Genomic DNA, 24,973 nt, shown 5'->3' with positions numbered 1-24,973 from the left:
AAAAAAGCAAGCAGCGACATCTGCTTGCTTTTTCAACTGTCAAACTTATTTATCGGTAAATTTACCGTAAGCCATGATGCGGTCAAAACGGCGAGAAAGCAAGTCAGGCATGGTCATGCTTTGCGCTTCGCTTAATTGCTGTTCCAAAACGGTTTTGACGTTTTTCATCGTGGTTTCAAAATCACGGTGTGCGCCGCCCAAAGGCTCATCAATTACTTTATCGATGACATCCAACTCTTGCAGGCGTTTGGCGGTAATACCCAATGCTTGCGCGGCATCTGCTGCTTTTTCAGCAGTTTTCCAAAGAATAGAGGCGCAACCCTCGGGAGAAATTACCGAATAAGTCGAGTATTGCAGCATATTGACGTAGTCACCGACAGCCACTGCCAACGCGCCACCTGAACCACCTTCGCCAATGATGGTGCACAATACTGGCACATGCAGACGGGTCAGTTCGTATAAATTACGGCCGATGGCTTCAGACTGGCCGCGTTCTTCTGCGCCAATGCCCGGATACGCGCCCGGGGTATCGACAAAGGTCATGACCGGAATATTGAATTTTTCGGCAGTCTGCATCAAGCGCAGTGCTTTACGGTAACCCTCAGGACGTGGCATACCGAAATTACGGCGGATTTTTTCTTTGGTATCGCGGCCTTTTTGATGGCCGATAACCATCACGCTTTGGCCGTTGAAACGTGCCAAACCGCCGACAATGGCATGATCGTCAGAATAATGGCGATCGCCGTGCAACTCTTCAAAATCGGTAAAAATACCGTTGATATAGTCTAAAGTATAAGGACGTTGCGGATGGCGGGACACTTGTGAAATTTGAGCCGGAGTCAGCTTGCTGAAAATCGACTTGGTCAACTCGCTGCTTTTCTTTTGCAGTCTGGCAATCTCGTCGGAAATATCAACGGCAGATTCATCTTGTACGAATCGCAACTCGTCGATTTTATTGGTTAATTCGGCGATGGGTTGTTCGAAGTCCAAAAAAACGGGTTTCATAAAACAAAGCTCTCGGTAACGGTTGCTGACATGATACGCTAATCAGACGTATTTGACAGCATTTCTCAAAGGGAAACTGCCATCTTTTGCAATAAAAAATCTTTCAGACGGCCTTTAACAAAGAAATAGTATATCTGCACTAAATGAATGAAGTGCCGTATCTTATGATAAACTTCAATTCAGTTCAATCATTTCAAACAGGCTATGAAAAACGATCATGACAATTCGTCCATGCGCTTGGACAAATGGCTGTGGGCCGCGCGCTTTTTCAAGACCCGTGCGCTGGCACAAAAACATATTGAGCTGGGCAGGGTTTTGGTAAACGGCTCAAAGGTGAAAAACAGCAAAAATATTTCTGCCGGCGACACCATCGACATGACTTTGAACTCCCTGCCCTATAAATTCAAAGTTGCCGCGCTCAATCATCAACGCCGACCGGCACCGGAAGCGCGTTTACTCTACGAAGAAGACATGAAAACGGCTGCCGAACGCGAAGCTCAAAAACAGCTCGACCAAGCCAGCCGCATCAGTGCTGCTTATCCGGACGGACGCCCAACCAAACGCGACCGTCGCCAGCTTGACCGTATGAAGCGCGATAGCTGGTAAAGCGTTTTATCCATTGTTTCAGACGGCCCTATATCCATGCCGTCTGAAAACTAAAAACAGGCAGGACATCCTGCCTGTTTTTTATTTGTGATGATTAAAATTTATATTCTAACTGACCACGAATAACGTTTACGTCCTGCTTATCCGTGCCGACAGTAGGCGTAACCTGTTTGCCGGCCAAATAGAAGCCTTTAAGTTTCCAGTTTTTCCAAGGAATATAGGTCGCACCGATTTGCACGCCTTGGACGTTTTTGCTGTAATCCTCAACGGAAGAGACACCGGACAACGAACCGACACGGCGGTAGTTCAAGAATACATCGTAAGAATTGCGGACGTTCCAGTCGGCCAATTTATAGCGTACTTCAGTGAACACGCCATCATTTTTGATTTTTTGTCCGGCATCATTATAGGCTTTGATATTGGACTTGCTGACTGCTGCCATCCAATACCAATCATCATTAAACTTGATGTCCGTACCGATTTCTCCGAAGACCGCATTTTTCTTCGCACCGCGTACATCGATGTCTTTCATGTAGCTAACGGTTGCGCCGACGTTGATATTCTCATTCACAGGCAACATGCTTTGAACCGCGGCAAAATGTCTGCGACGGCCGCCAATGCCCCATGCGTTGTCGTTCAGATTGCCAGTACGGCGACCCGCATAGATTTTAGTAGGCAGGGTTTTATTGTCGAAGAAAATTTCGCCGCCGGTTACTTCGGTATCCCATACGCGACCGTATGAAGAGAACGCACCAAATTTACCGACACGCGCTTTAATATTGTTGTACAAAGTACCTTCGGCATACAGTTTATTCACCGGAACATCATGATCGCCGTTGAACTTACCGGTTTCCAAATCAATATTCGGCTCGATTTGCGCAACCAATTTCCAATCTTTGTACAGTTTCGCGCGTAACCAAAACTCTGCATTAAAGTTGGCATTGGTGTCTTCAGGCGTCGGATTGATGCTGCTGTTGTTGGCATTGATATCTTTGGTATCCGCACGCACGCGCAAGCCACCATTCACAGTCAACAAATCATTGAAAATACTGATTTTATCGTCGTCTTTTCGAATAATACTGCCGGAATTGACGTAATCGTTGGTGGTGGACAAAGCCGCCGCATCACGTCCGCCATCAGCATTTTCTGCCAAAGAATAAGACGATGAAGCCAATAAAATACAGGTTGCAATCAGTTTGGTTTGAAATTTCATGCCGACTCTCCAAAAGAAGGTATTGAAAGTGAAGTATTCGATAAAGCGTACAAAACTATGAATTTTGTATAAATCATTCATTTTATTTACTAATAATTTTTATCGTATGTAAATTAGTGTAATCAGTCAAGCAGATTTAAACGCTTTATCCTCTTTCAGACGGCCTCTTGATTCAGGTCAAACGGAAGCCTGCTCATCAGGCTGTTCAAACTGCCATTCCAAAGCATCGGCCAATGCCGTCCTGCGTTTTTGGTGGCATCCCACAGCCTGACACAATTCCTCCGCATTTCCCCAAAACACAAAACGTTCACGCGCACGAGTAATGGCTGTGTAAAGCAGAGCCTTATCCAAACCTCGGGCTTCCTCTTCGCTTTCCGTTGTTGCGGGCACTGACGGGGGCAACAGCCATACTTCCCGATATTCCGAACCTTGGCTCTTGTGCACCGTCATGGCAAAAGCCGATTCAAAATCAGGCAAACGGCTGATGGCAATTTTTTTGAATCCATCTTTCTCAGGAAAATAGGCAGACAAACCATTCAACGATTCTTCATCTTTCATAATCAGCCCGATGTCGCCGTTAAACACTTCCAGCATGTAATCATTGTGCGTAATCATGATGATTTGTCCGGCAAACCAAGGCATTTCGCCCGAAACCTTACCTTGTCGTTGCAAGTATTCTTGATAAGCCTGATTCAAATCATCCGCATCCTGCCGCCAAGCCGCCAATACCACCACATCGGCCGCATGACCATAAGCGAGTGCAACATTATTCTCTGCCACAGCCTGCCAATAATCCTGTTGCTTTTGATACAGCAAGGCGACCTGCTCTTTCAGACGGCCTGATTTCATTTCCAATTCTTTGGGGAACTTGTCAAACTGTTCGACCGCAGTTTGCTTTTCCCCGGATACCACCGCCCTTGCCAAACAGCCGATACCGCTGTCTGCACCAAACCGGTGGCTGAACGTCAATTTGGCATTGTTTTGCGATAAAGCCTGAGGCCGCTCTTTAATCTCAAAACCATGATTGGGCAGATAAACTTCCAACTTTTCAGCAGTTTCTTTATCCAAAGCTGTCGGACGCGACAACGCCGCCAATACGGCACCCAGACCAACCGACGGCAACTGGTTTTCATCGCCAAGCAACACCAAACGACAACCGCTCGGCACGGCACGCAACAAATCCAACACCAGCGGCAAATCCAACATTGAGGCCTCATCCACCACCAAAACATCCAAAGCAAGCGGATATTCATGATTAAACGCAGGGCGCATTTGCGGCGGACGCAGTTTCAACAAACGATGAACAGTCTGCCCTTCCAAGTTTTCCAAATGCGCTTTGACGCTCGGAGACAAATCAAAACCGTCCAAAGCACGCTGCAAAGCCCGTGCCATATGCGCAGCCGCTTTGCCCGTCGGCGCCGCCAACGCGATACGGGGCAGCTTCGTACTGTTATTGCAAATCAGACCCAAAAGCTTTGCGACAGTCGTCGTCTTCCCCGTACCCGGCCCGCCGGTAATCAGCATAAAGTTTTGCAGCAAGGCCAAAGCAGCAGCATCCCGTTGCTCTTTGCTGTCTTTAGTATCAAACCAGTCGCTCAGGCTTTTTGAAGCCGCCATGAAATTCACTTCTTCCGCCTCGGCACTTGCCAGCCGTTTGATTTCGACAGCCAAATCATGCTCCAACTGCCACATCCGCCCTAAAAACAATTTCCGGCCTTGCAGGATAAGCGGTTTGTCCACATTGCCGACCAAATTCGGCAAGTTACTTAAGGCATCAACATCCGCTTTATCCAAGTAAATAAACGAATGCCCATTTTGCAAAGCTGCAAACAGTCGAACCACATAAGGCTCAATAACGGATGCACCCTGTACTTCGTGGCGGCGGAAAAACGCTATGGCCGCATCTGCGGCAGAGGAAAGGATAGAGTCGGTCGGATTCATGGCTCAGGATTGATTGATACGGAAAAAAGAAAGGCCGTCTGAAAAACAGCGTTTCCATAAATGAAAACCTATTTTTCAGACGGCCTCTATTATACCGTTCAAAGCATAAAATATTTGCCTGAAATAATAACCTTATTGCAACACTTGCAGACTGCCGTCTTTCATGGTCATTACCCTGTCGAAACGCTCAGCCAGCTCGTCATCATGGGTCACCACAATCAGGCTGGTGTTCAATTCGCGTTTCAAATCCAGCATCATGTCCAGCACATTTTGCGCATTTTTACGGTCAAGGTTCCCCGTCGGCTCATCCGCCAACAGGCATTTAGGCTCATTAACCAAAGCACGGGCAATCGCCGCACGCTGACGCTCGCCGCCGGAAAGTTCGCTCGGACGATGCAGCATACGCTTGTCCAAGCCAACCTTTTCCAGCATCTTTACAGCCTTCTCCTCAGCCATTGCCTTGGGCATTTTGCCGATTAAAAGCGGCATCATGACATTTTCCAAAGCAGAAAACTCAGGCAATAGATGGTGGAACTGATACACAAAGCCCAAATAACGGTTGCGCAACTCGCCCAACTGTTTTTGGCTCAAACCGCCCAAATCCTGATCCATCAATATTACCTTGCCTTCAGACGGCATATCCAAGCCACCGAGAAGGTGCAGCAATGTAGATTTACCGCTGCCTGACGAACCGATGATACTCACGCTTTCCGCTTCGGCAACTTCAAAATCTAAATGATTCAACACTTGTACATTCAATGCGCCGTCATTATAGCTTTTGCCAACGCCAGTACATTTCAAAATTGTCTTACTCATAACGCAAAGCCTCCGCAGGTTGGGTTTTTGCAGCACGCCAGCTCGGATACAGTGTGGCAATAAATGCCAAGCCAAGCGAAATGCAGGCAATAACGGCGACATCCTTTAAATTCACATCGCTAGGCAGGTAATCGATGAAATAAACCTGCGAGTTAATCAAATGTACGCCGAACAGGTCTTCAAAAAACGCGACAATCTTGCCGACATTCCAACCCAGCAATACACCGCATACGACACCAACAAGCGTACCAAAGAACCCCGCGAAAGCACCCTGTACCAAGAAAATCTTCATGACGCCGCCCGGGGATAAACCCAAAGTGCGCAAAATCGCAATATCGGCTTGTTTTTCCGTTACCGCCATAACTAAAGAAGAGACGAGGTTAAACGCAGCAACCGCGATAATCAGTGTCAAAATGATGAACATCATGCGTTTTTCCAACTCAACGGCTTCAAAATAGCTGCGGTTATTAAACGTCCAGTCGCGCACCCATACTTCATCTTTTTTAGCATCAGGAATCAACTTGGCAATGAAAGATGGTGCATTCTGCGGATCAGCCAGTCGCAAACGCAGCCCACCGACATTTTCTCCCAGTCGATACAAGACTTGTGCATCCTTGATATGCGTCATGGCCAAGGTATTATCGACTTCATAAACACCTGTCTTTACCACACCGACTACATTAAACTGCTTCAAGCGCGGTACTACGCCGGCAGGGGTAACGTTACCCTCTGGTGTAATCACTGTAACCTTGCCGCCAATCTCCGTTCCCAATGCCTCAGCAAGCCCTTGACCCAAAATAATATCAAACTCGCCCGGCTTCAAATCGTCAAAACTGCCGGCCGGCATATCTTTGCCGTAATCGACGACATTTTTTTCTTCAGACGGCAAAATACCGCGTATCTGCACACCGCGCACTTCACCGGCGTTGGCAAGTAAAGCCTGATCGGAAACATAAGGCGCGCTGGCCAACACTTCCTTTTTGCCTTTTACAAATTCGCGCAAATTCTGCCAATCCGGCGCACTACCGACATCGTAATAGCCGATTTCCGCATGAGGCGCCACGTTCAACAATTGACCGCGTATCTCTTTCTGAAATCCGTTCATCACTGATAGCACCACAATAAGCGCCGTTACGCCCAAGGCGATACCGGCGATTGAAATCATGGTAATAAATGACATAAAGCCGTTGCGTTTTTTCGCACGCAAATAGCGCAAGCCTATCCAAGTTTCTAAAGAAGCCATTCAAAAATGCCTCATTCGTTTGTCAAAAAAGGCTTATTGTACCGTAAAACCGACAGGTCGTCCGATTGCCCGACTGATGTAGTATTCAGGGATAAAGTGTATGTAAAACCATGTATCTTCCCGTAAATTCCGCCGAAAAACTTGCACAATCGGCCAATCACCCTTATTCTGAAGCTGTAACACACTTTGTCACCATCAAAAAGGAAATACACTAATGAACAGCAAGAAATTCTTGGCTCTCGTATCCGTAGCTGTAGGTTTGTCATTCAGCCTCAATGCATATGCCGCCAAAGAAATCAAAATCAGTTCAAACAATACCGCTTACTCCGACGCCGATGTTCAAAAACTGGCAGCTACTGCTGTCGGCATGGGTGTAAAAGAACCTGTCAGCCTCAACAGCGGAAACGGTGTTGTTACCGTATCCGGCAGCAGCGCAACCAAATGCGCATTCAAAGTCGGCAACGGCGATACGCCTCAAATTCAAGGCGTCAGCTGCAAATAATCTGATTTAATCGATAAAAAGGCCGTCTGAAAGATTTTCAGACGGCCTTTTTATATTGGCATTTAAGATTGGATATTTCTTCTGTCGTAAACAGCCTGAGCCAAAGTACCGGCATCCACATATTCCATCTCGCCGCCTAAAGGGATTCCCCTTGCCAACCGGCTGACTTTATAAGGAAGATTTTTAAACAATTCCGCCAATACATACGCTGTCGCGTCACCTTCAGCTGTGAAGTTGGTTGCAATGATAATTTCCTCAATATCACTCGCCTGCAAACGGGCAACCAGTTTATCTAACGCTACTGCCGAAATATCCATGCCCTGCGCCGGACTGACTTGCCCCATCAGAACAAAATACAGGCCATCATGGCAATTAGCCGCCTCCATACTGGAAACATCCGCCGGCATATGCACAATCATCAAGCGGCTTTTCTCACGTTTTTCATCCGCACAAATTTCACACAAATCGCCTTCGCAAAATGTGTTACACATCCGACAATGCTGCACCTGTCTCAAGGCAAATTGCAAAGCATCCACCAACTCCTGCGCTTCTTCGCGTTTGTACTGTAAAAGCTGGTAAGCCATGCGTTGAGCGGATTTCGGGCCGACATTAGGCAGGATTTTTAATGCATCAATCAAGCGGACAAAGGCATCAGGATTTTTACTCATGATTTCAGACGGCCTTTTAAAAAGATAGCTAAAAATAAGAAAACAGCCGGAATTCATCCGGCTGCCCTACTCAAATACTCTGCTTATTCGGCAGCATTATTAACTTGCTGTGCACCTTGCTTACGATCGATTTTCTTACCCAAATACTGGAGTAAATTATCGAACACATTGGCAGAAAGCTGCTGAACCAAAGCCTGTTTGGCAGCAGGAATCTGTGAATCGGCATTTTCAGGAGCAGAAACGCTCTGAACTTCCATAATCACCGGTGCAGGCATACCTTCCAACAATGTATACGCAGGTTTGCCGCCGACAGGACGCGCTTTCAGCAAAGCTGCATAAGCCTCCGGAGACATGGTTTTACGTGCATCTTGTGCGCTCAATTGAGAAACAGGCGACCATTGAACATCGGCAGCTTTACCGGCTTTCAATGCGGCCAAAGTTTCCTGGGCTTTTTTCTCTGCCAGTTTGGCGGCTTCAGAACGCAGATATGCTGCACGGACAGTGTCTTTAACTTCCGCAAATGGTGCGATTTTCTCTTCGCGCACTTCTTTCGCACGAATGACCCAAACGGTATCATTGTTGATGGCGATCACTTCAGAATTGTGTTTTTTCTTCAGTACATCATCACTAAACGCCGCATTAATCAACGTTTCAGGCAAACCGGCTTCTTTCGCGCCTGCTTTGGTTACCCATTCATCCAGGCTTTCCACTTTCAAACCTGAATTGGCGGCTGCTTTTGCCAAAGAAGATGGATCATTAAAGGTATCTTCACCCAGTTTTTCTTTCGCAGCATTAAAGGCAGAAGCTGCTTTTTTCAGTTTCAAGGCTACTTCGATACGCGCTTTGGCTTGTTCCAAAGTCGGCTCAGCTTCGACATTCAAAACTTTGATAACGTGATAACCCAAAGATGATTTAACGGTATCGCTGACTTCGCCTTTGCCCAATGCAAACGCCGCTTTATCGAATTCAGGTCCAAAGCCACTACCGCCGCTTTTGCTCAGGTAGCCCAAATTGCCACCTTTGTTGCTGCTGGACAAATCTTTGGAGTACTTGGCTGCCAGTTCGACAAAAGCATCTGGGTGCGCTTTGAGCTCTGAAGCCATTTTGTCCACTTCTGCTTTAATTTCCGCATTGTTTGCTTCATCTCCGTTAGGCATAACAGGAATGAAAATATGCGCAATTTCGGCTCTTGGCGACAAATCTACGCTTTTACTGTCGTAAGCTTTTTGTACTTCTTCCGCGCTGACGGTTTGCTTGTCAGCCAAATCTTTGATGTTCAAAGCCACATATTCTAGCTTAACGGCTTGAGGAATCAAGTAATCTTTCTTATGCGCTTCATAATACTTTTGCAAAGCCGCATCATCTACTTTTACTTGTGCCGCAAATGCTTCAGGGCTGAACGTAAATGAACGGATGGTACGGGTGGCTTGGGTCAGGTTAATCAACTGACGCGCTTGCTCATCGCTGACCAACGCACCGTTTTGCACCAAATTCAACAGATTTTGCAACTGGAACTGTTCGCGGATATCTTCAACAAACTGATCCTCGGTCATTTTGCGCTGATCCAAATACTTCTTGAGCAAATCCTGACTGAATTTGCCGGAAGCATCATGGAAATTCGGATCATCCACGATAACTTGCTTGATTTGTTCCTGAGATACAGCGATGCCCATCAGCTTGGCGCCCTGCTTCAGATAAGCACGTTGCAATAAAGATTGGAATATAGCATCACGCGAAGGCGCATTATTGCCGGCAGCCTGCTCATTTTGTATCGCAATCTGTAAAGCATGCTCGCTGACCTTCTCATCCCCGACTTTGACAATGTAATCAGAACCCGGCGAAGACAAGTTATTGGCACCGAATCCGATAAAGGTCAGACCGATGACACCTAAAATAATCTGGGCGGGTGTTTTATATTTTTCAACAATATGGAACATATTTATCCGAAAGAAAAGTTTGGCGCGGCAGCCGGAAAATGCTGCCGCAAAAATCTTAAAATCCTGAAAACAGGCTCAAAGCGCGTATTGTAACGTATTTTTTCGAGGCTTGCTTTTTCAGACGGCCTAAAAACCTAAAAATGCCTTATCCGAAAATTTCCTGATACGCTTCTACTGAAAATCCGACATGAACCTGTCCTTCTTTGACCAATACAGGTCGCTTGATGATGCTGGGATTTTCTACCATCAAAGCAATCGCCCCTTCTTTTGTGGCGGCAGATTCTTGCGCATCTTTATCCAATTTGCGCCAAGCCGTGCCTCTTTTATTGAGCAAAATTTCCAAAGCTACCTGCTCCAGCCAGCTATCAATCAATTCGGCAGTCGGGGCGTTTTTCTTAAAATCTACAAACTCAAACTCGATTCCATTTTCCACCAACCAACTACGCGCTTTTTTAACCGTATCGCAATTGGGAATACCGTACAGTTTTATCATCTTATTTATCCTTAGTTTTATTCGTAAATCACGAATTCAGGCCGTCTGAAACTTTTCAGACGGCCTGAATTGAATACAGCTTATTTCTTAGCTACTTTCTTCACTTTAATCTTCACGCTTTTGCCTTGAGCATTATTTTTACGCCCGGCTTTGACGGAAGCTATTTTCGCCTGCGCTTTTTTCTTGCCTGCGGCTTTAGGTTTGCTTGGCTTGGCAGGCTTGGAGGCAGGTTTGCTTTTTACCTTACCCTTCTTTGCCTTCACGGGAGCAGCCAACGCTTCATCGATTTCTTTAGCCGAAAGTTTACGCTTACGCTTTTCGACAGGCTTGTCAGCAGCTGTCGGCTTACTCACAGGTTTTGCTTTTCTACCACCGCGCTTCTTACCGACTGAACCGCCGCTGATTAAGGTCAAATCAATCTTGCTGGTATCCAAATCGGCACGCGCAACTTTTACAGTGACCGTATCGCCCATGTTGAAACGGACACCGCTGCGTTCGCCCTCAATCGCCATAATTTCAGGACGGAAGTTGAAATAATCCTCTCCCAAATCGCTGATATGTACCAAGCCGTCGATATGAATATCGTCCAAGGTTACAAAAATACCGAAGCTGGTCATGCCCGAAATCTTGCCACTGAAGACTTCGCCGACTTTATCGCGCATATAATAAGTTTTCAGCCAGTTTTCCACATCGCGGCTGGCATCATCGGCACGACGCTCGCAGAACGAGGTATGTACGCCCAATGCCTGCCAGGTTTTATTAGGCTGATAAGTTTGTCCGTTCAATACAGCCTTGATGGCACGATGTACTGTCAAATCGGGATAACGGCGGATAGGCGAAGTAAAGTGTGCATATGCACCATAAGCCAAACCAAAGTGGCCGTCGCAATGCGGCTCATAAACCGCCTGCTGCATAGAACGCAACATCATCACTTGCAACAGTTCCGCGTCCGGACGGTTTTTAAATTGCTCGGCAAGCGCAGCATAGTCTTTCGGTGTCGGATTATCGCCGCCGCCCAAACTCAGCCCCAGCAAACCAAGCTGCTCGCGTAAAGTAGCCAGTTTTTCGGGAGTCGGGCCCAAGTGATTGCGGAATAAAGCCGTATGTTTGTTTTTCAGCAAGAACTCTGCCGCGCAAACATTCGCCGCCAACATACATTCTTCAATCAGCTTGTGCGCATCGTTGCGGACAACGGGAACAATCTTGTCGATTTTACCGTTGTCGTCAAAAATCATCTGGGTTTCAACGCTCTCAAATTCAACCGCGCCACGCTCGAAACGTTTTTTCTGCAAGATTTTGAATAATTTATACAGAGTATCAATTTGCGGTTTAAACGGATGATCCCGGCCGTCTGAAATCCAGTCCCAAACTTGATTGTAAGTCAGTCGCGCATGCGAACGCATTACTGCCGGATAGAAACGGTATTCCTTGATATTGCCGGCATAAGTAATCACCATATCGCACACCATACACAGGCGTTCGACATCAGGATTGAGCGAGCAGATGCCGTTGGACAAATTCTCTGGCAGCATTGGAATCACACGGCGCGGGAAATACACGCTGGTACTGCGTTCTTGAGCATCTACATCAATCGCGTCATCAGGGCGGACATAATGACTGACATCAGCTATCGCCACCACCAAGCGGTAATTACGGCCGATTTTTTCGGCAAAAACCGCATCGTCAAAGTCCCGCGCAGTTTCGCCGTCAATGGTTACCAGAGGCAAATCGCGTAGATCCACGCGCCCTTTCAAGTCGGTTTTACGCACATGATCGGGAATTTTTTTCGCAGCTTTGACACATGCTTCGCTGAATTGATGAGGCAAATGGTGCTTGCGTACAGCGATTTCGATTTCCATACCGCTGTCGGCATAATCGCCCAACACTTCAATCAGCTTAGCCACAGCAGGACGATGCGCTTCAGGATACGTCTCAATTTCAGCCACAATCACTTGGCCGGATTGCGGTTTAAATTTCGCCACGCCTTCAGGCTCTAACACGATACTTTGGCTCAAACGCTTATCTTCGGCCTCCAAAATGGCCACGCCGCGATCCATATAAAAACGGCCGACCACTTTAGACTGCGCACGCTCCACCACATCTAAAACCGTACCTTCGCGACGGCCTCTGCGGTCGATACCGGCAGGACGCACAGTAACAATATCTCCGTGCATCACGCCGCGCATCTGACGCTCATACAAAACGAAATCGCCCTCGTCTGTCGGCGTAAGCGGCACGGCAAAACCAAAACCGTCTTTATGCGCTTCGACACGGCATTTAACCAATGCCAATTTTTCTGCCGCACACACCGCGCCACGTCGATTGATCAACACCTGGCCATCGCGCGCCATCGCTTTCAGACGGCGCTCGAAGAATTCATATTCATCTTCTGCAATCGACAATTCATGTGCCAAAGCTTCAATTTTTGTCGGCACACCTTTTTGTTTCAATAATTCAATGACCCATTCACGGCTGGGCAACGGATGAGCGTAACGTTGTTTCTCCCGCTCCAAATACGGGTCTTTTTCTCGTAAATTTAAAGATTTAGTATTTTTGTTCATTTTGATAGTTGACATTCTTTTTTTAAAATATATAATAGCTGCTTCTTCGCAGTTCAGGTAGTCAACTCTACCTTAAATTGAAGAATAAAGCAAAGCCCAGGTGGCGGAATTGGTAGACGCGCTAGCTTCAGGTGCTAGTGTCCTCACGGGCGTGGAAGTTCGAGTCTTCTCCTGGGCACCAAGTAATTTGGTGCTTCTTTGCTTAAGAAAATTTGAATTGCCCAGGTGGCGGAATTGGTAGACGCGCTAGCTTCAGGTGCTAGTATCCTCACGGGTGTGGAAGTTCGAGTCTTCTCCTGGGCACCACTGATAAATCAATCAGTCAAGTTTTCACATTATTCTGAATAACAAGTCAGGATAATAGTCCACAGAGAGGTGGATGAGTGGTTTAAGTCGCACGCCTGGAAAGCGTGTATACGTGAATAGCGTATCGAGGGTTCGAATCCCTTCCTCTCTGCCAGATACTAAAGACACCAGCTAGCGGTGTCTTTTTTCATATCTGCCCTTCTTAAAAATATTACATCACACTTTTATTTCCCTTACATTCTAATCAGAAACCTCCGACGCATTCTTGTCTTATACTAAACCGTAATGATTAAAGGCCGTCTGAAAGTTTTCAGACTGCCTCTTTCTTAAAACTTACCAAATCCCAAACCATTGTTTATCAGACTGCTTTTTATCACCGTTCTGCTGCTCGTGGTTTTGACGGCGAAATTGCCAAGGTGCTTGCAGATTGTCTCTTTTCCATAAGCCTTTACGCTTTTCCTTGGCTTGTTTTTGCGCGGCCGAATAGTCGGTATAGGCGGTTTTACTTTGTTGTTTTTTGGCATAACTTTCATAATGCCATGCGGCGCCATCCCGTATCTGCATCAAATTCAGGTCAATCGTTCCGACTGATACTTGGGCAACTTCGCGCTGGTAACGGTCGGCTTCAAACACGCGAACTTTGGCTTTTTTATTCAATGCAGCATCAATCAGATTGTCTCGTGATTGCGTACCATAAGCCTGATTGATTTCCGGCGCATCGATATAGGCCATACGGATTTTGTGTTTCCGGCCGTCGCTATCGATAATATGCATGGTATCGCCATCATGGATTTTGATGATTTTTCCGTTGTATGTGTAAGTTTGTCGCGATGACTTTTGTTTTTGTTTCTGTTCTTGCTTGGGTTTAGCTTCGGCTTTGGTGTCAGATGTGGCTTTGACAACATTTTCTCCCAGCCATTCATTGACCTTTTCTAAACCGATATTGTCGCTTTGTGCCAATGTTGCGGAAACGCTTACCCCGGTACGAATCAACTCAGTATCGCGTGAGCTGTAACCAAGTGCGCCCAACACGGATAAAACAACGGGCAACCATTTTATAATTTTACTGATTTGCATATTTTGCCAAATTGAAGGCCGTCTGAAAGACCTAATGCACTTTCAGACGGCCTTTAAGATTGATTAATCTCCATTAATCCTGACAAGGCAGGATGACTTTTGCGCCTTCTGCTGTACCCAAAACCAACACATCGGCGGCATCGCGGGCAAAAATACCGTTTTCGAGTACACCGGTGATTTTATTGATTTCGTCTTCCATTTTCAGGGCTTGGTCGATATTGAGGCCGTGAACATCGACGATTTGGTTGCCATAGAAAGTAGTATAGCCGACACGCAACTCAGGTTGTCCGCCCATGGCAAGCAGTTTGCGCGACACCAGCGAACGGGCATTTTCAACCACTTCTACCGGCAATGGAAATTTGCCCAAACGGGAAACATATTTACTTTCATCGGCGATACAGACAAATTTATCGGATGCGCTGGCCACGATTTTTTCGTTCAAATGCGCACCGCCGCCGCCTTTAATCATTTGCAGCGCGTGGTTGACTTCGTCTGCGCCGTCAACATAAACCGCCAAACCCATCACCTCATTCAGCGAAACTTCTGGAATCTCGTATTTCGCCAAAAGCTCGCTGGATTTTTTAGAAGTAGACACGGCACCCTTGATTTTCTTACCGCTTTTACCCAAAGCTTCGATAAAAAAGTTGATGGTAGATCCGGTACCGATACCGATGTATTCGTTTTCAGGAACAAATTCCACCGCTTTTTCGGCGGCAATACGTTTGAGTTCGTCTTGAGTTGCCATGTTGTCAGTCTTTCAGTTTGAATAATAAAGTAATTTTAAGCTCTTAGGTTTTAATCAGCAATACTGCCGCTTGCGCTTCAATGGCTTCCATACGCCCCAGATAGCCAAGTTTTTCGTTGGTTTTACCCTTGATGTTCACGCAGTTTTCAGGCAAACCCAAATCTGCGGCAATATTGGCGCGCATTGCCGGAATATGTGGTGCGAGTTTGGGTTTTTGCGCAATTACGGTCGTATCGACATTAACCACCTTCCAACCTAACTCCTGCACGCTTTGATAAGCCTCGCGCAACAGCACACGGCTGTCAGCATCTTTAAACTCGGCGGCAGCATCAGGAAAATGACTGCCGATATCGCCCAAACCAGCCGCACCCAACAGGGCATCGGTAATCGCATGCAACAGCGCATCGGCATCTGAATGACCCAACAAGCCTTTTTCAAACGGAATGTTGACGCCGCCGAGTATCAAATCTCGGCCTTCAACCAACTGATGGACATCGTAGCCCTGTCCGACACGGATATTCATGTTTGTTTCCTTAAATAATGGGTTTTGATTGTTCAGACGGCCTTGAGCAACAATCTGACAATGTATTCGTCTTGCGGCAGCGTCAATTTCAAATTGCGCGTATCGCCCTGCACCAAGCGCGGCCGGATACCCAGTTTTTCAACCGCTGACGCTTCATCCGTAATCTCACTTAAATCATCAACCGATAAAGCACGGTGTAACAAGGCCGTCTGAAAAAGCTGCGGCGTTTGCGCCTGCCATAATCCTGCGCGCGCAACAGTTTCATCAATATGATGAGTGCCGTCTGAGCGCTTGAGCGTATCGGCCACCGGTATGGCCAAAATACCGCCTTCATCATTCTCACCCGCCTCATCAAGCAAACGCGTTAACGCTTCAGCAGGCAGGCAACAGCGCGCGGCATCATGAACCAAAATATTGTCTTGCGCCTCGGCCAAACCTTGCTTTAATAAAGTGGACACACCATTGCGTACCGTTTCGGCACGACTTGCCCCTCCTACTCGAAAGACGCGTACTTTCTCAGACAAGGCCGTCTGAAAAACCGAATCTTCCGGCGAAAGAATAACGGCAATTAAATCTATACGGGGGTGTTGCTCAAAAATTTCTATGGTATGTTGCAATACAGCTTTACCATTGATTTCAACATATTGTTTGGGTTTTCCTGCGCCAAATCGCGCTCCCACACCGGCAGCAGGAATCAAAGCGATATTGCAGCGCATCATGCTGACGCTCCGGCATTGGCCTCATCAGGCGTTTCAGCCTTGCGCCATACACACGCTTCGCCCAAATCGTCCAAATATTTTTCATGTGCGGCCAACTCGTCCGCATTGGCTTTGATAACTTTTAACTGCGACGTACGTTTGGTTTCCGCAATAACGGTTTGTTTGACTTCGCCCTCTTCTTCCGCCTCGCCGCCCATCAGGTCGAACTGCTGACGCGTCATAGCAAGATAGACTTCACCCAAAAGCTCACAGTCAATTAACGCACCGTGCAAGACACGTTTGCTGCGGTCAACGGAAAAGCGGTTACACAATGCATCCAAGCTTGCCTTTTGCCCCGGAAACATTTCACGCGCCATGGCCAGCGTGTCGGTGACTTTGCAACCGAGTTCCTCAATAGAAGGCAAGCCCATGCGGCGGAATTCCATATTCAGGAAGCCGACGTCAAACTTGGCATTATGGATAATCAGCTCTGCGCCACGGATAAAGTCGGCAATCTGTTTACCCACTTGGGCAAACGGCGGCGCATTCTTCGCTTCCAATACTTCAATCGTCAAACCATGCACCTTCGCCGCTTCCTCAGGCATATCGCGTTCTGGGTGGACATATAAATGAAGGTTGGAGTCGGTCATTTGGCGGTTGATCATTTCCAAGCCGGCAAATTCGACCAGACGGTCGCCGTTTTCAGGATAAAGACCCGTGGTCTCCGTATCGAGGATAATCTGACGTTGGCTCATGGTTGGTGGTTTCTGCAATTATCAAAACGCCTTGAATCATACTGAAGGCCGTCTGAAATGTATAGTCAGCAAAACTTTAGCTGCTTTTGAAATACCCTTTTATAGCTGGATTTTTTCAGACGGCCTTTATTCTTTTTTCATCTATTGGCCAGCTATTACTCCAATTTTGAGTAGAAAACCCAATTTCTACAAAATTTTTAAAATTTAATTTCTTTAATAATGAACACCTTACTTATTATTTAAATAATAGGAACAATTATCATTTGCAAATTTAAAAAATCACCGTATAATACAACCCATCGAGACAAAACAACCGCACAACAGAATGAAAGGAGAAGAAAATGCCCGAAAGTATTTTTAAGCAAGTCTCCCTTGATATTCTGAGACTGCACCAACAAGCCATCCGCTCTTTAATCGCCACCAAGTGTTGCGACGAATGCGAAGTACATGACGCAGTATTCATTACTTTAGATGGCCGATATTATGTTTGGCTCCCTTGTATGGGCAAATCGCCCCAATCAGAAACCGGCATCCTGCTGATTGAAGATGAAGACGGCAATACGCGTTTGAGCTGGGTTGCCGGTACACGCGAAGTCAAACAAAAAGACAGTCTGTACAACCGCGTTGTTTCCGCCCTGCAAAGAAAAATGCAGCGCACGAAAAACAAGTTTATCCAGTCGGCAAACGTCCGATTGCTTGAACTTACGCCTCAGCAAGGCCGTCTGACGACAAATAGCAAAGATTTCTCGCTTTCACCACATGACTTGATGAAAGCACTTTATCCGGCAACACATCAAATAGGAGAATTTGCCCTGTAACAGTTTTTGGTAGTGGTTTGTGTTCCTTTTGCGCCCCTTAACATTTTAAAGGGGCGATTTTTTTGCCTCTGCTTTTCAGACGGCCTTAAAACCGGTTTTCCAGTACAATAAAGGCCGTCTGAACATTTCCTACTTTTCAACCATGCAACTGCTCAAATACATCCAATCGCAAGGCCTCGGCAGCCGCAAGCAATGCCAATGGCTGATAGACAATGACTGCATCGCCATCAACGGCGAAATCCATAATCGTGCCAAAGACGATATCGACCCGTCTCAAGTGCACACCCTGTCTGTTGACGGCGAAGAAATTGCCGCCGTCCCCATGCCCTATTTCTACATTCTGCTTCATAAGCCTGCAGATTACGAAACTTCGCACAAACCTCAGCAATATCCAAGCATCTTCAGCCTTTTTCCCGACCACATGCGCAATATCGATATGCAGGCAGTAGGCCGCTTGGATGCAGACACAACCGGTATTATTCTGATTACCAACGACGGGCAATTTAACCACCGTGTTACCTCGCCCAAACACAAAGTTCCGAAGCTCTACCGCGTCACTTTGAAACATCCTGCCGACGATACCCTTTGCGCTACACTCAAAAACGGCGTCCTCCTGCATGACGATAATGAAACCGTCGCCGCAGCCGAAGCGGTATTGGCCGACCCAACCACATTGATGATGACCATTACCGAGGGTAAATACCATCAGGTCAAACGCATGGTTGCAGCCGCAGGCAACCGTGTCGAGCAGCTCCACCGTGAGAAATTCGGCGACTGGAATGTTGATGATTTGGTCGCCGGAGAATGGAAATTTATCCAAATTTAAAAAAATTCCAAATTTTTTTTGATAAATTTTTAAACAATATGGATTTTTTATTTATTTAAAATCAAATATCTAAACCTTATTATTTTTATTTAACAAAATTTAACACTGTGAAGACTGAACTATTGTATAATTCGCCTGTCTGAGTAACACTTGCTTCGAAAGAAGTGAGTAAGTGAGTAAGACGTTTTCCCCGTAATGTGTTTGGCCATCTATACTTTCCCCTTAGTATAGATGGTTTTTTTTATCTAAAATTTGGCAATCAAGCGGGCGTACTTTCAGACGGCCTTTCTCATCTAAAGAAGCCATCATTACTAAACCTCATCTCCCACTCATTACCTTGCCATTCCTCCTTTTCTCTTTCTCGTCTCTTCCGCATCAATCTGTACCATTCCAATTTCAGACAAATCGTTTTATAGAAAGAAAAACCATCGGCGACTATCCAAGCTAAGGTTACAGGATGTTATTAGACAACCTTAGAGAAATACCATCTTTGTTGCCGACATATTTGAAAGCACACCTTAGTGCTATCCAATCTCCTCACAACAACCCTTTCCCATATCCCACTTTTCAGACGGCCTTTATCGTTAGGGCTCTTTCAATCATTCGTATCGCTTCAGACAAATTCTCTGTTTGCAGGTTTCAATACCAAGCAAACCAGAGAAACCCACTAAAAATTCTTCATTACATGGTTTTTTTAACTAATTTTCTTTTCAGACTTTAGTCAAGATTCGTTAAATCTTTGCGGTAAAATGTTGTCTTTATTTTTATGCATCTGAGTATTTATGTCTTCCAATCAACCCCGTCAAACCTGGTCCAACCGTTTGACTTACATCCTTACCGTTGCCGGCGCAACTGTCGGCTTTGGCGCAACTTGGCGTTTTCCGTATTTAGTCGGTGAAAACGGCGGCGGCGCGTATGTGTTTCTGTTCTGTATCGCCATGCTGGTCATCGGCATTCCGATGATTTTGGTGGAAAACGTCATCGGCCGCCGTAAAGGCGTGAACGCGCTGGATGCGTTTGGCGGCACAATGAATGGCAAACCCGTTGCCAAAGTTTGGAAATTGGTCGGTTGGATGGGCTTACTCGGCGCATTCGGCATCATGGCCTATTACATGGTACTCGGCGGCTGGGTTATCAGTTACATCATCAATATCATCGGCGGCAATTTGGACATTTCCAGCCCGGTTTCCGGCGAAGTCACTAAAAGCTTCTTTACCGAACACATCGAAAACAGCCCTTGGGAAATTGCGTTTTACACCTTCCTATTTGTGGTTGTGAACCAATGGATCTTGGTCAAAGGCGTGATCGGCGGTATTGAAAAAGCGGCAAAATACCTGATGCCTTTGCTATTTTTGTTCCTGATTGCCATGGTCGTGCGCAACGTTACCCTGCCGGGCGCAATGGAAGGGATTACTTTCTATCTGAAGCCTGATTTCAGCAAAATTACGGCCGAACTGTTCGTCTTCGTTCTAGGACAAGTATTCTTCGCCTTGAGCTTGGGTTTCGGCGTGATGATTACGTTATCCAGCTATCTGGATAAAAACGAAAATCTGGTTCAGACGGCCGTAATTACCGCGATTACCAATACTTTGATTGCCGTGTTGGCTGGCTTTATGATTTTCCCATCCCTCTTCAGCTTTGGCGTTGCCCCTAACTCCGGCCCGACGCTGGTGTTCCAAAGCCTGCCGATCGTGTTCTCCAATATGTGGGCAGGCCCTGTATTTGCAGTGATTTTCTTCTCTCTGCTTCTGATTGCCGCGCTGACCACTTCTCTGACCATTTATGAAGTGTTGATTACGACCATTCAGGAAAAAACCAAAATCCGCCGCGCAGCCGCGATTACCATCGTACTGGCAGGTATTTTTATCTTCGGCAATATCCCTTCCATCTTGAGCTACGGCCCATGGAAAGATATTTCCGTGTTTGGTAAAAACATTTTTGATGCCTTTGACTATATCAGCGGCAACATCCTGTTTATGCTGACCGCGCTTGGCTCTGCCTTGTTTGTCGGCTTCGTGATGAAAGATGAAGCGAAGGACGAATTGCTCTACAAAGGCAACCATACCACCGTCAATATCTGGTTTACCTATGTGAAATACCTCGTGCCCTTGGTGATTCTGCTGATTTTCATCAGTAACCTGTTCTGATAAGCAAACATATAAAAAGGCCGTCTGAAAAATTCAGACGGCCTTTATTTTAACTATGCTTTATTCTGCCCAGTTTTTCTTCTTACTGGTTTTACCGATACCGGGGTTGAAGCTGTTGGTCGGGTCGAGTTTTTTATAGAACTGTTTCAGCTCAGGCTTGGCTTCATACAGATGACCGACATTATGCTCGGCAGGATATTGCGCACCGCGTTGGTCAAGCAGATGGAGCATTTCATGTTCCAAAGCCATACAGTCGTTGCCTTTTTTAATGATGTAGTCCTGATGGAACACATGACACATAAAATGTCCGTAATACAATTTATGGATGATTTTATTGTCGATTTCGGGCGGCAGTGTTTCAAACCAATCACGATCATCACGGCGCAAGGCGATATCGAGTGCAACCAAATCCTCTACTTCATCATCATGTACAGAACGGTAACGGATTGCGGCAGAAGCCACAGCAAAGCGATGCAGCATGGCCGCCTGCGTTTCTTCGGCATTACATTCGAAGAATGCGCCGCCATGGGTTGCAAAATATTCCTTCAAGAAAGCACGCGCTTCTTCTACGCCTTCGCCACCCATTTTTAAAATCAGGTGATGTTCATATTTATCCCGATAGTTGCGCATAGATTTCGGCAAGTGATCAGGCAAAATTTTACTGATCAGTTGCATGAATTTATCAGAGAAGTGTTTCGGTAAGAAACTTATCTTTTTGCTGAATCTATCCACACGGGCTTTCAGATCAAACAGTTTCGGAAGTTGGTGGGTACCGAACGTCTTGATGATATAAAACGTATCTTTACCATAAACGGCAGCAATATCAAAAGCATGACGATGGATATACTCACCGGAAATAGGCAGGTTTTTAAACTCGCTCAAAGCGGCACGACGAATATCGGTCAGCTCATTAATATCATTTGTACCAATATAGAAAACGGCAGTCTGTTTTTCTTGTGGGAACGTATCCAAGCGTACGGCAAACACCATCAGCTTGCCCGCGCAGCCTGAAGCTTCGTAGTGACGCGCAGGGTCGGCATTAAAACGTGCGGCAGTCGGTTCATTCACTTGGCGGACATGATCGCAGTACGCATGGTCATGCCCTTTGCCTGCATTTTGAACAATGTCTTTTTTCTGATAATGGAAACCTTGCAAGTTGGTCAAAATTTCTTCAGGGGTTTCGCCCAAATCAATGCCCAAATGGTTGACCAGCTCCAGCTTGCCCTCTTCGTTGATTTGTGCAAACAGCGCCATTTCCGTATAAGCCGGGCCACGCTGCACCAGTGCGCCACCCGAGTTATTACATACGCCACCCAATACAGATGCGCCGATACAGGACGAACCGATCACGGAGTGCGGCTCACGGCCTAAAGGTTTCAGCAGCAGTTCCAATTGATTCAAGGTAGAACCGGGCAGGCAGACGACCTGTTCGTTATTGTTAATCGGCTGAATGATGTTCAAACGCATGGTATTTACAATCACGATATCGCGGTCGTAATTATTACCGTCAGGAGTCGAGCCGCCGGTCAGGCCGGTATTGGCGGCCTGCGTAATCACGATAACATCAGCCTCAACACACGCCTGCAAGATTTGCCACATTTCCAAAACCGTACCCGGACGGACAACTGCCAGCGCCTTGCCTTCGCCAAAACGGTAGCCTTGACGGTATTGTTCAGTTTTTGCCGGGTCTGTGATGATGTATTTTTCACCGACGGTTTGCGTCAACCGGCTGATTAATTGTGTAGCATTCATTGCATACTCCTTGAGAAATGAATATATTTATTAAATTACAAACATTGTAGTAATCCCTTTTATCAAAGTAAAGGCAAACTCATTTTTAAATTCATCATTCAAATAAACAAAAGGCCGTCTGAAATTTTCAGACGGCCTTTTGTTTCAAGCTTGCACAATCAAATTATTCAGCTGCTTTCTCTTCGCGAGCAGGAGCTTCCAGCAAAGCTTTGATAGACAGGCGTACTCGGCCGCGATCGTCTACTTCCAATGCTTTCACGTTCACAACCTGACCTACTTGCAGGTAGTCGCTGACATTGCGTACGCGCTCGTGGGCGATTTGGCTGATGTGTACCAAACCGTCTTTACCCGGCATCACGCTGACAATCGCGCCAACGTTGTTGTCGAGGATTTTAACCACAGTACCTTCGTACACTTTGCCCACTTCCACTTCGGCAGTGATTTCTTCGATGCGTTTTTTCGCCGCATCGCCTGCTTCTTGAGTAGTCGCAGCGATAGTGATGGTACCGTCTTCAGCGATATTGATTTCAGTACCGGTTTCAGCAGTAATCGAACGAATGGTTTCGCCGCCTTTACCAATCACATCACGGATTTTGTCTTGGTTGATTTTCATGGTGAACAAGCGCGGCGCGTGTGCAGATAGCTCTTGTGGGCCTGCAACGGCGGCTTTCATCTGATCCAAAATGTGCAAACGTGCTTCTTTGGCTTGAGCCAAAGCAATTTGCATGATTTCTTTGGTAATACCTTGGATTTTGATGTCCATTTGCAGCGCGGTTACACCTTCGGTTGTACCGGCTACTTTAAAATCCATATCGCCCAAGTGGTCTTCGTCGCCCAAGATGTCGGTCAGGACGGCAAATTTGTTGTTGTCCAAAATCAAACCCATGGCGATACCGGCAACGTGTGCTTTCAAAGGCACACCGGCAGACAACAGGCTCAAGCAGCCGCCGCAGACGGAAGCCATAGAGGAAGAGCCGTTGGATTCGGTAATTTCAGAAACCACGCGCATGGTGTAGCTGAAATCTTCAGGTTCTGGCAATACGGCCAACAATGCACGTTTAGCCAAACGGCCGTGACCGATTTCACGACGTTTTGGCGCGCCTACGCGACCCACTTCGCCGGTAGAGTATGGAGGGAAGTTATAGTGCAGCATGAAGCGGTCGGTGTATTCGCCGGACAGTGCATCAATGATTTGCTCGTCGCGTGAAGTACCCAAAGTTGCAACGGCCAAAGCTTGGGTTTCGCCACGGGTAAACAGTGCAGAACCGTGAGTACGCGGCAATACGCCGGTTTGAATGTTCAACGGACGAACAGTGCGGGTATCGCGACCGTCGATACGCGGTTGGCCGTCCAAAATTTGGCTGCGGACAACATCGGCTTCCAAGTGTTTGAAAATGCCTTTGATTTCATTGGCTGCCAAAGTGTCGGTTTCTTCAGTAATCAACGCTTCTTTTACAGCATTCCAAGCTTCGTCCAATTTGGCAGAACGCGCTTGTTTTTGACGGATTTTGAACGCTTCTTTAATGGTTTCGCCAGCAATTTCGCGCACTTTGGCAACCAATTCTTCATTGGTTTCAGGTGCTTTCCAATCCCAAACTTCTGGGTTGACTTCGTCGGCAAACTCATTGATGGCGTTAATGGCCACTTGCATTTGATCGTGACCATAAACAACCGCACCCAGCATCACTTCTTCAGACAAGATGTCGGCTTCGGACTCCACCATCAACACGGCTTTAGAAGTACCGGCAACAACCAAGTCCAATTGTGATTTAGCCAATTCGGCTTTAGTCGGGTTCAAAACGTACACGCCGTTTACATAACCCACGCGTGCCGCACCAATCGGACCAGCAAACGGTACGCCGCTCAACACCAGCGCGGCAGATGCGCCCAACATTGCAGGAATGTCAGAATCAATTTCAGGGTCAACAGACACCACCATCGCTACGATTTGGATGTCGTGGTAGAAACCTTCGGGGAACAGAGGACGAATCGGACGGTCGATCAGACGGCTGGTCAGGATTTCTTTTTCGCTTTGTTTGCCTTCGCGTTTGAAGAAACCGCCGGGGATTTTACCTGCTGCGTAAGTACGCTCGAGGTAATCGACAGTCAGAGGGAAGAAGTCTTGGCCTTCTTTCACTTCTTTGTTGGTGGTAACGGCAACCAAAACAACAGTGTCGCCCATAGATACTTTAACGGCAGCAGCGGCTTGGCGAGCGATTTCGCCGGTTTCCAAAGTAACGGTTTGATTACCGTATTGGAAGGTCTTAACGTGTTTATTGAACATTATTGTTCCTTTCAAAATACCGCACTGCTAAAACACTAATAATGCACACTAAAATCC

General features: G+C 46.7%; 21 protein-coding genes and 3 tRNA genes. 8 read left to right on the top strand and 16 right to left on the bottom strand.

Annotated features, from left to right (window positions below; genetic code table 11):
* Positions 1–45 precede the first annotated feature (45 nt).
* The gene (locus tag O3682_RS04755) at positions 46–1,005 is read right to left on the bottom strand and encodes an acetyl-CoA carboxylase carboxyltransferase subunit alpha (RefSeq protein ID WP_049333774.1); all 960 of its coding nucleotides are present in this window, start codon (positions 1,003–1,005) and stop codon (positions 46–48) included.
* 204 nt (positions 1,006–1,209) lie between these two features.
* Here O3682_RS04755 and hslR point away from each other — a divergent pair, with 204 nt between their 5' ends.
* Complete coding sequence (gene hslR, locus O3682_RS04750; protein ID WP_003679090.1) at positions 1,210–1,611, top strand: Hsp15 family ribosome-associated heat shock protein; 402 nt, start codon at positions 1,210–1,212, stop codon at positions 1,609–1,611.
* A gap of 94 nt (positions 1,612–1,705) precedes the next feature.
* Here the strand turns inward: hslR and O3682_RS04745 are convergent, their stop codons facing one another.
* The 4 genes from O3682_RS04745 to O3682_RS04730 form a co-directional block, all read right to left on the bottom strand.
* Positions 1,706–2,905 carry a hypothetical protein gene (locus tag O3682_RS04745; RefSeq protein WP_371508728.1) on the bottom strand — a complete coding sequence of 400 codons (1,200 nt, stop codon included), beginning with the start codon at positions 2,903–2,905 and terminating at the stop codon, positions 1,706–1,708.
* 96 nt (positions 2,906–3,001) lie between these two features.
* Positions 3,002–4,765 carry an exodeoxyribonuclease V subunit alpha gene (gene recD / locus O3682_RS04740; protein WP_371508726.1) on the bottom strand — a complete coding sequence of 588 codons (1,764 nt, stop codon included), beginning with the start codon at positions 4,763–4,765 and terminating at the stop codon, positions 3,002–3,004.
* A 132-nt stretch (positions 4,766–4,897) separates the two neighbouring features.
* On the bottom strand, positions 4,898–5,581 hold the full coding sequence (gene lolD / locus O3682_RS04735; RefSeq protein ID WP_371508725.1) for a lipoprotein-releasing ABC transporter ATP-binding protein LolD: 684 nt from the start codon (positions 5,579–5,581) through the stop codon (positions 4,898–4,900).
* The gene (locus O3682_RS04730; protein ID WP_371508723.1) at positions 5,574–6,824 is read right to left on the bottom strand and encodes a lipoprotein-releasing ABC transporter permease subunit; all 1,251 of its coding nucleotides are present in this window, start codon (positions 6,822–6,824) and stop codon (positions 5,574–5,576) included. The genes lolD and O3682_RS04730 overlap by 8 nt, the downstream gene beginning before the upstream one ends.
* A gap of 214 nt (positions 6,825–7,038) precedes the next feature.
* Here O3682_RS04730 and O3682_RS04725 point away from each other — a divergent pair, with 214 nt between their 5' ends.
* The gene (locus O3682_RS04725) at positions 7,039–7,326 is read left to right on the top strand and encodes a hypothetical protein (RefSeq protein WP_070608287.1); all 288 of its coding nucleotides are present in this window, start codon (positions 7,039–7,041) and stop codon (positions 7,324–7,326) included.
* Between the two features lie 62 nt (positions 7,327–7,388).
* Here O3682_RS04725 and recR read toward each other — a convergent pair whose 3' ends face one another.
* The 4 genes from recR to rnr all read right to left on the bottom strand — a co-directional run bounded on the left by recR (position 7,389) and on the right by rnr (position 12,985).
* On the bottom strand, positions 7,389–7,994 hold the full coding sequence (gene recR / locus O3682_RS04720) for a recombination mediator RecR (RefSeq protein ID WP_128582772.1): 606 nt from the start codon (positions 7,992–7,994) through the stop codon (positions 7,389–7,391).
* A gap of 83 nt (positions 7,995–8,077) precedes the next feature.
* Positions 8,078–9,931, bottom strand: coding sequence for a SurA N-terminal domain-containing protein (locus O3682_RS04715; RefSeq protein ID WP_371508721.1), 1,854 nt, complete (start codon positions 9,929–9,931; stop codon positions 8,078–8,080).
* Between the two features lie 145 nt (positions 9,932–10,076).
* Positions 10,077–10,424, bottom strand: a complete 348-nt coding sequence (locus tag O3682_RS04710; protein ID WP_371508719.1) for an ArsC family reductase — start codon at positions 10,422–10,424, stop codon at positions 10,077–10,079.
* An 80-nt stretch (positions 10,425–10,504) separates the two neighbouring features.
* Positions 10,505–12,985 (bottom strand): ribonuclease R, encoded by a 2,481-nt coding sequence (gene rnr / locus O3682_RS04705; protein ID WP_371508717.1) that lies wholly within the window; start codon positions 12,983–12,985, stop codon positions 10,505–10,507.
* Between the two features lie 94 nt (positions 12,986–13,079).
* On the opposite strand from rnr, the gene O3682_RS04700 reads away from it, so the two are divergent.
* The 3 genes from O3682_RS04700 (at position 13,080) to O3682_RS04690 (ending at position 13,445) form a co-directional block, all read left to right on the top strand.
* Positions 13,080–13,166, top strand: a tRNA-Leu gene (locus tag O3682_RS04700).
* A 38-nt stretch (positions 13,167–13,204) separates the two neighbouring features.
* A tRNA-Leu gene (locus O3682_RS04695) sits at positions 13,205–13,291 on the top strand.
* Between the two features lie 63 nt (positions 13,292–13,354).
* Positions 13,355–13,445, top strand: a tRNA-Ser gene (locus O3682_RS04690).
* A 179-nt stretch (positions 13,446–13,624) separates the two neighbouring features.
* Here O3682_RS04690 and O3682_RS04685 read toward each other — a convergent pair.
* From O3682_RS04685 to dnaQ, 5 genes are all read right to left on the bottom strand, one after another.
* A complete protein-coding gene (locus tag O3682_RS04685) occupies positions 13,625–14,368 on the bottom strand; it encodes a thermonuclease family protein (RefSeq protein WP_371508715.1) in 744 nt (247 codons plus the stop codon).
* Positions 14,369–14,441: 73 nt separating this feature from the next.
* Positions 14,442–15,113: a ribose-5-phosphate isomerase RpiA gene (gene rpiA / locus O3682_RS04680; protein WP_003679072.1), complete on the bottom strand. Its 672-nt coding sequence runs from the start codon at positions 15,111–15,113 to the stop codon at positions 14,442–14,444.
* A gap of 43 nt (positions 15,114–15,156) precedes the next feature.
* Positions 15,157–15,636, bottom strand: coding sequence for a 2-C-methyl-D-erythritol 2,4-cyclodiphosphate synthase (gene ispF / locus O3682_RS04675; protein WP_371508713.1), 480 nt, complete (start codon positions 15,634–15,636; stop codon positions 15,157–15,159).
* Positions 15,637–15,668: 32 nt separating this feature from the next.
* Positions 15,669–16,355 carry a 2-C-methyl-D-erythritol 4-phosphate cytidylyltransferase gene (gene ispD, locus O3682_RS04670; protein WP_371508712.1) on the bottom strand — a complete coding sequence of 229 codons (687 nt, stop codon included), beginning with the start codon at positions 16,353–16,355 and terminating at the stop codon, positions 15,669–15,671.
* On the bottom strand, positions 16,352–17,089 hold the full coding sequence (gene dnaQ / locus O3682_RS04665) for a DNA polymerase III subunit epsilon (protein WP_004519742.1): 738 nt from the start codon (positions 17,087–17,089) through the stop codon (positions 16,352–16,354). The genes ispD and dnaQ overlap by 4 nt, the downstream gene beginning before the upstream one ends.
* A gap of 341 nt (positions 17,090–17,430) precedes the next feature.
* Between dnaQ and O3682_RS04660 the strand changes: the two genes are divergently transcribed.
* The 3 genes from O3682_RS04660 to O3682_RS04650 all read left to right on the top strand — a co-directional run bounded on the left by O3682_RS04660 (position 17,431) and on the right by O3682_RS04650 (position 20,880).
* Entirely contained in the window at positions 17,431–17,907 is a 477-nt protein-coding gene (locus O3682_RS04660; RefSeq protein WP_263335939.1) for an NGO0322 family iron-responsive protein, read from the top strand.
* A 142-nt stretch (positions 17,908–18,049) separates the two neighbouring features.
* On the top strand, positions 18,050–18,733 hold the full coding sequence (locus O3682_RS04655; protein ID WP_371508710.1) for a 16S rRNA pseudouridine(516) synthase: 684 nt from the start codon (positions 18,050–18,052) through the stop codon (positions 18,731–18,733).
* Positions 18,734–19,515: 782 nt separating this feature from the next.
* On the top strand, positions 19,516–20,880 hold the full coding sequence (locus tag O3682_RS04650; RefSeq protein WP_371508709.1) for a sodium-dependent transporter: 1,365 nt from the start codon (positions 19,516–19,518) through the stop codon (positions 20,878–20,880).
* Positions 20,881–20,940: 60 nt separating this feature from the next.
* Here the strand turns inward: O3682_RS04650 and dld are convergent, their stop codons facing one another.
* Positions 20,941–22,632, bottom strand: coding sequence for a D-lactate dehydrogenase (gene dld, locus O3682_RS04645; RefSeq protein WP_371508708.1), 1,692 nt, complete (start codon positions 22,630–22,632; stop codon positions 20,941–20,943).
* A gap of 163 nt (positions 22,633–22,795) precedes the next feature.
* Positions 22,796–24,916 carry a polyribonucleotide nucleotidyltransferase gene (gene pnp, locus O3682_RS04640; RefSeq protein ID WP_003683274.1) on the bottom strand — a complete coding sequence of 707 codons (2,121 nt, stop codon included), beginning with the start codon at positions 24,914–24,916 and terminating at the stop codon, positions 22,796–22,798.
* Positions 24,917–24,973 lie beyond the last annotated feature (57 nt).

The organism is Neisseria sp. 27098_8_112, assembly GCF_041433235.1.
Taxonomy (GTDB): Bacteria; Pseudomonadota; Gammaproteobacteria; order Burkholderiales; family Neisseriaceae; genus Neisseria.
This window is presented reverse-complemented; position numbering and strand designations above follow the sequence as displayed.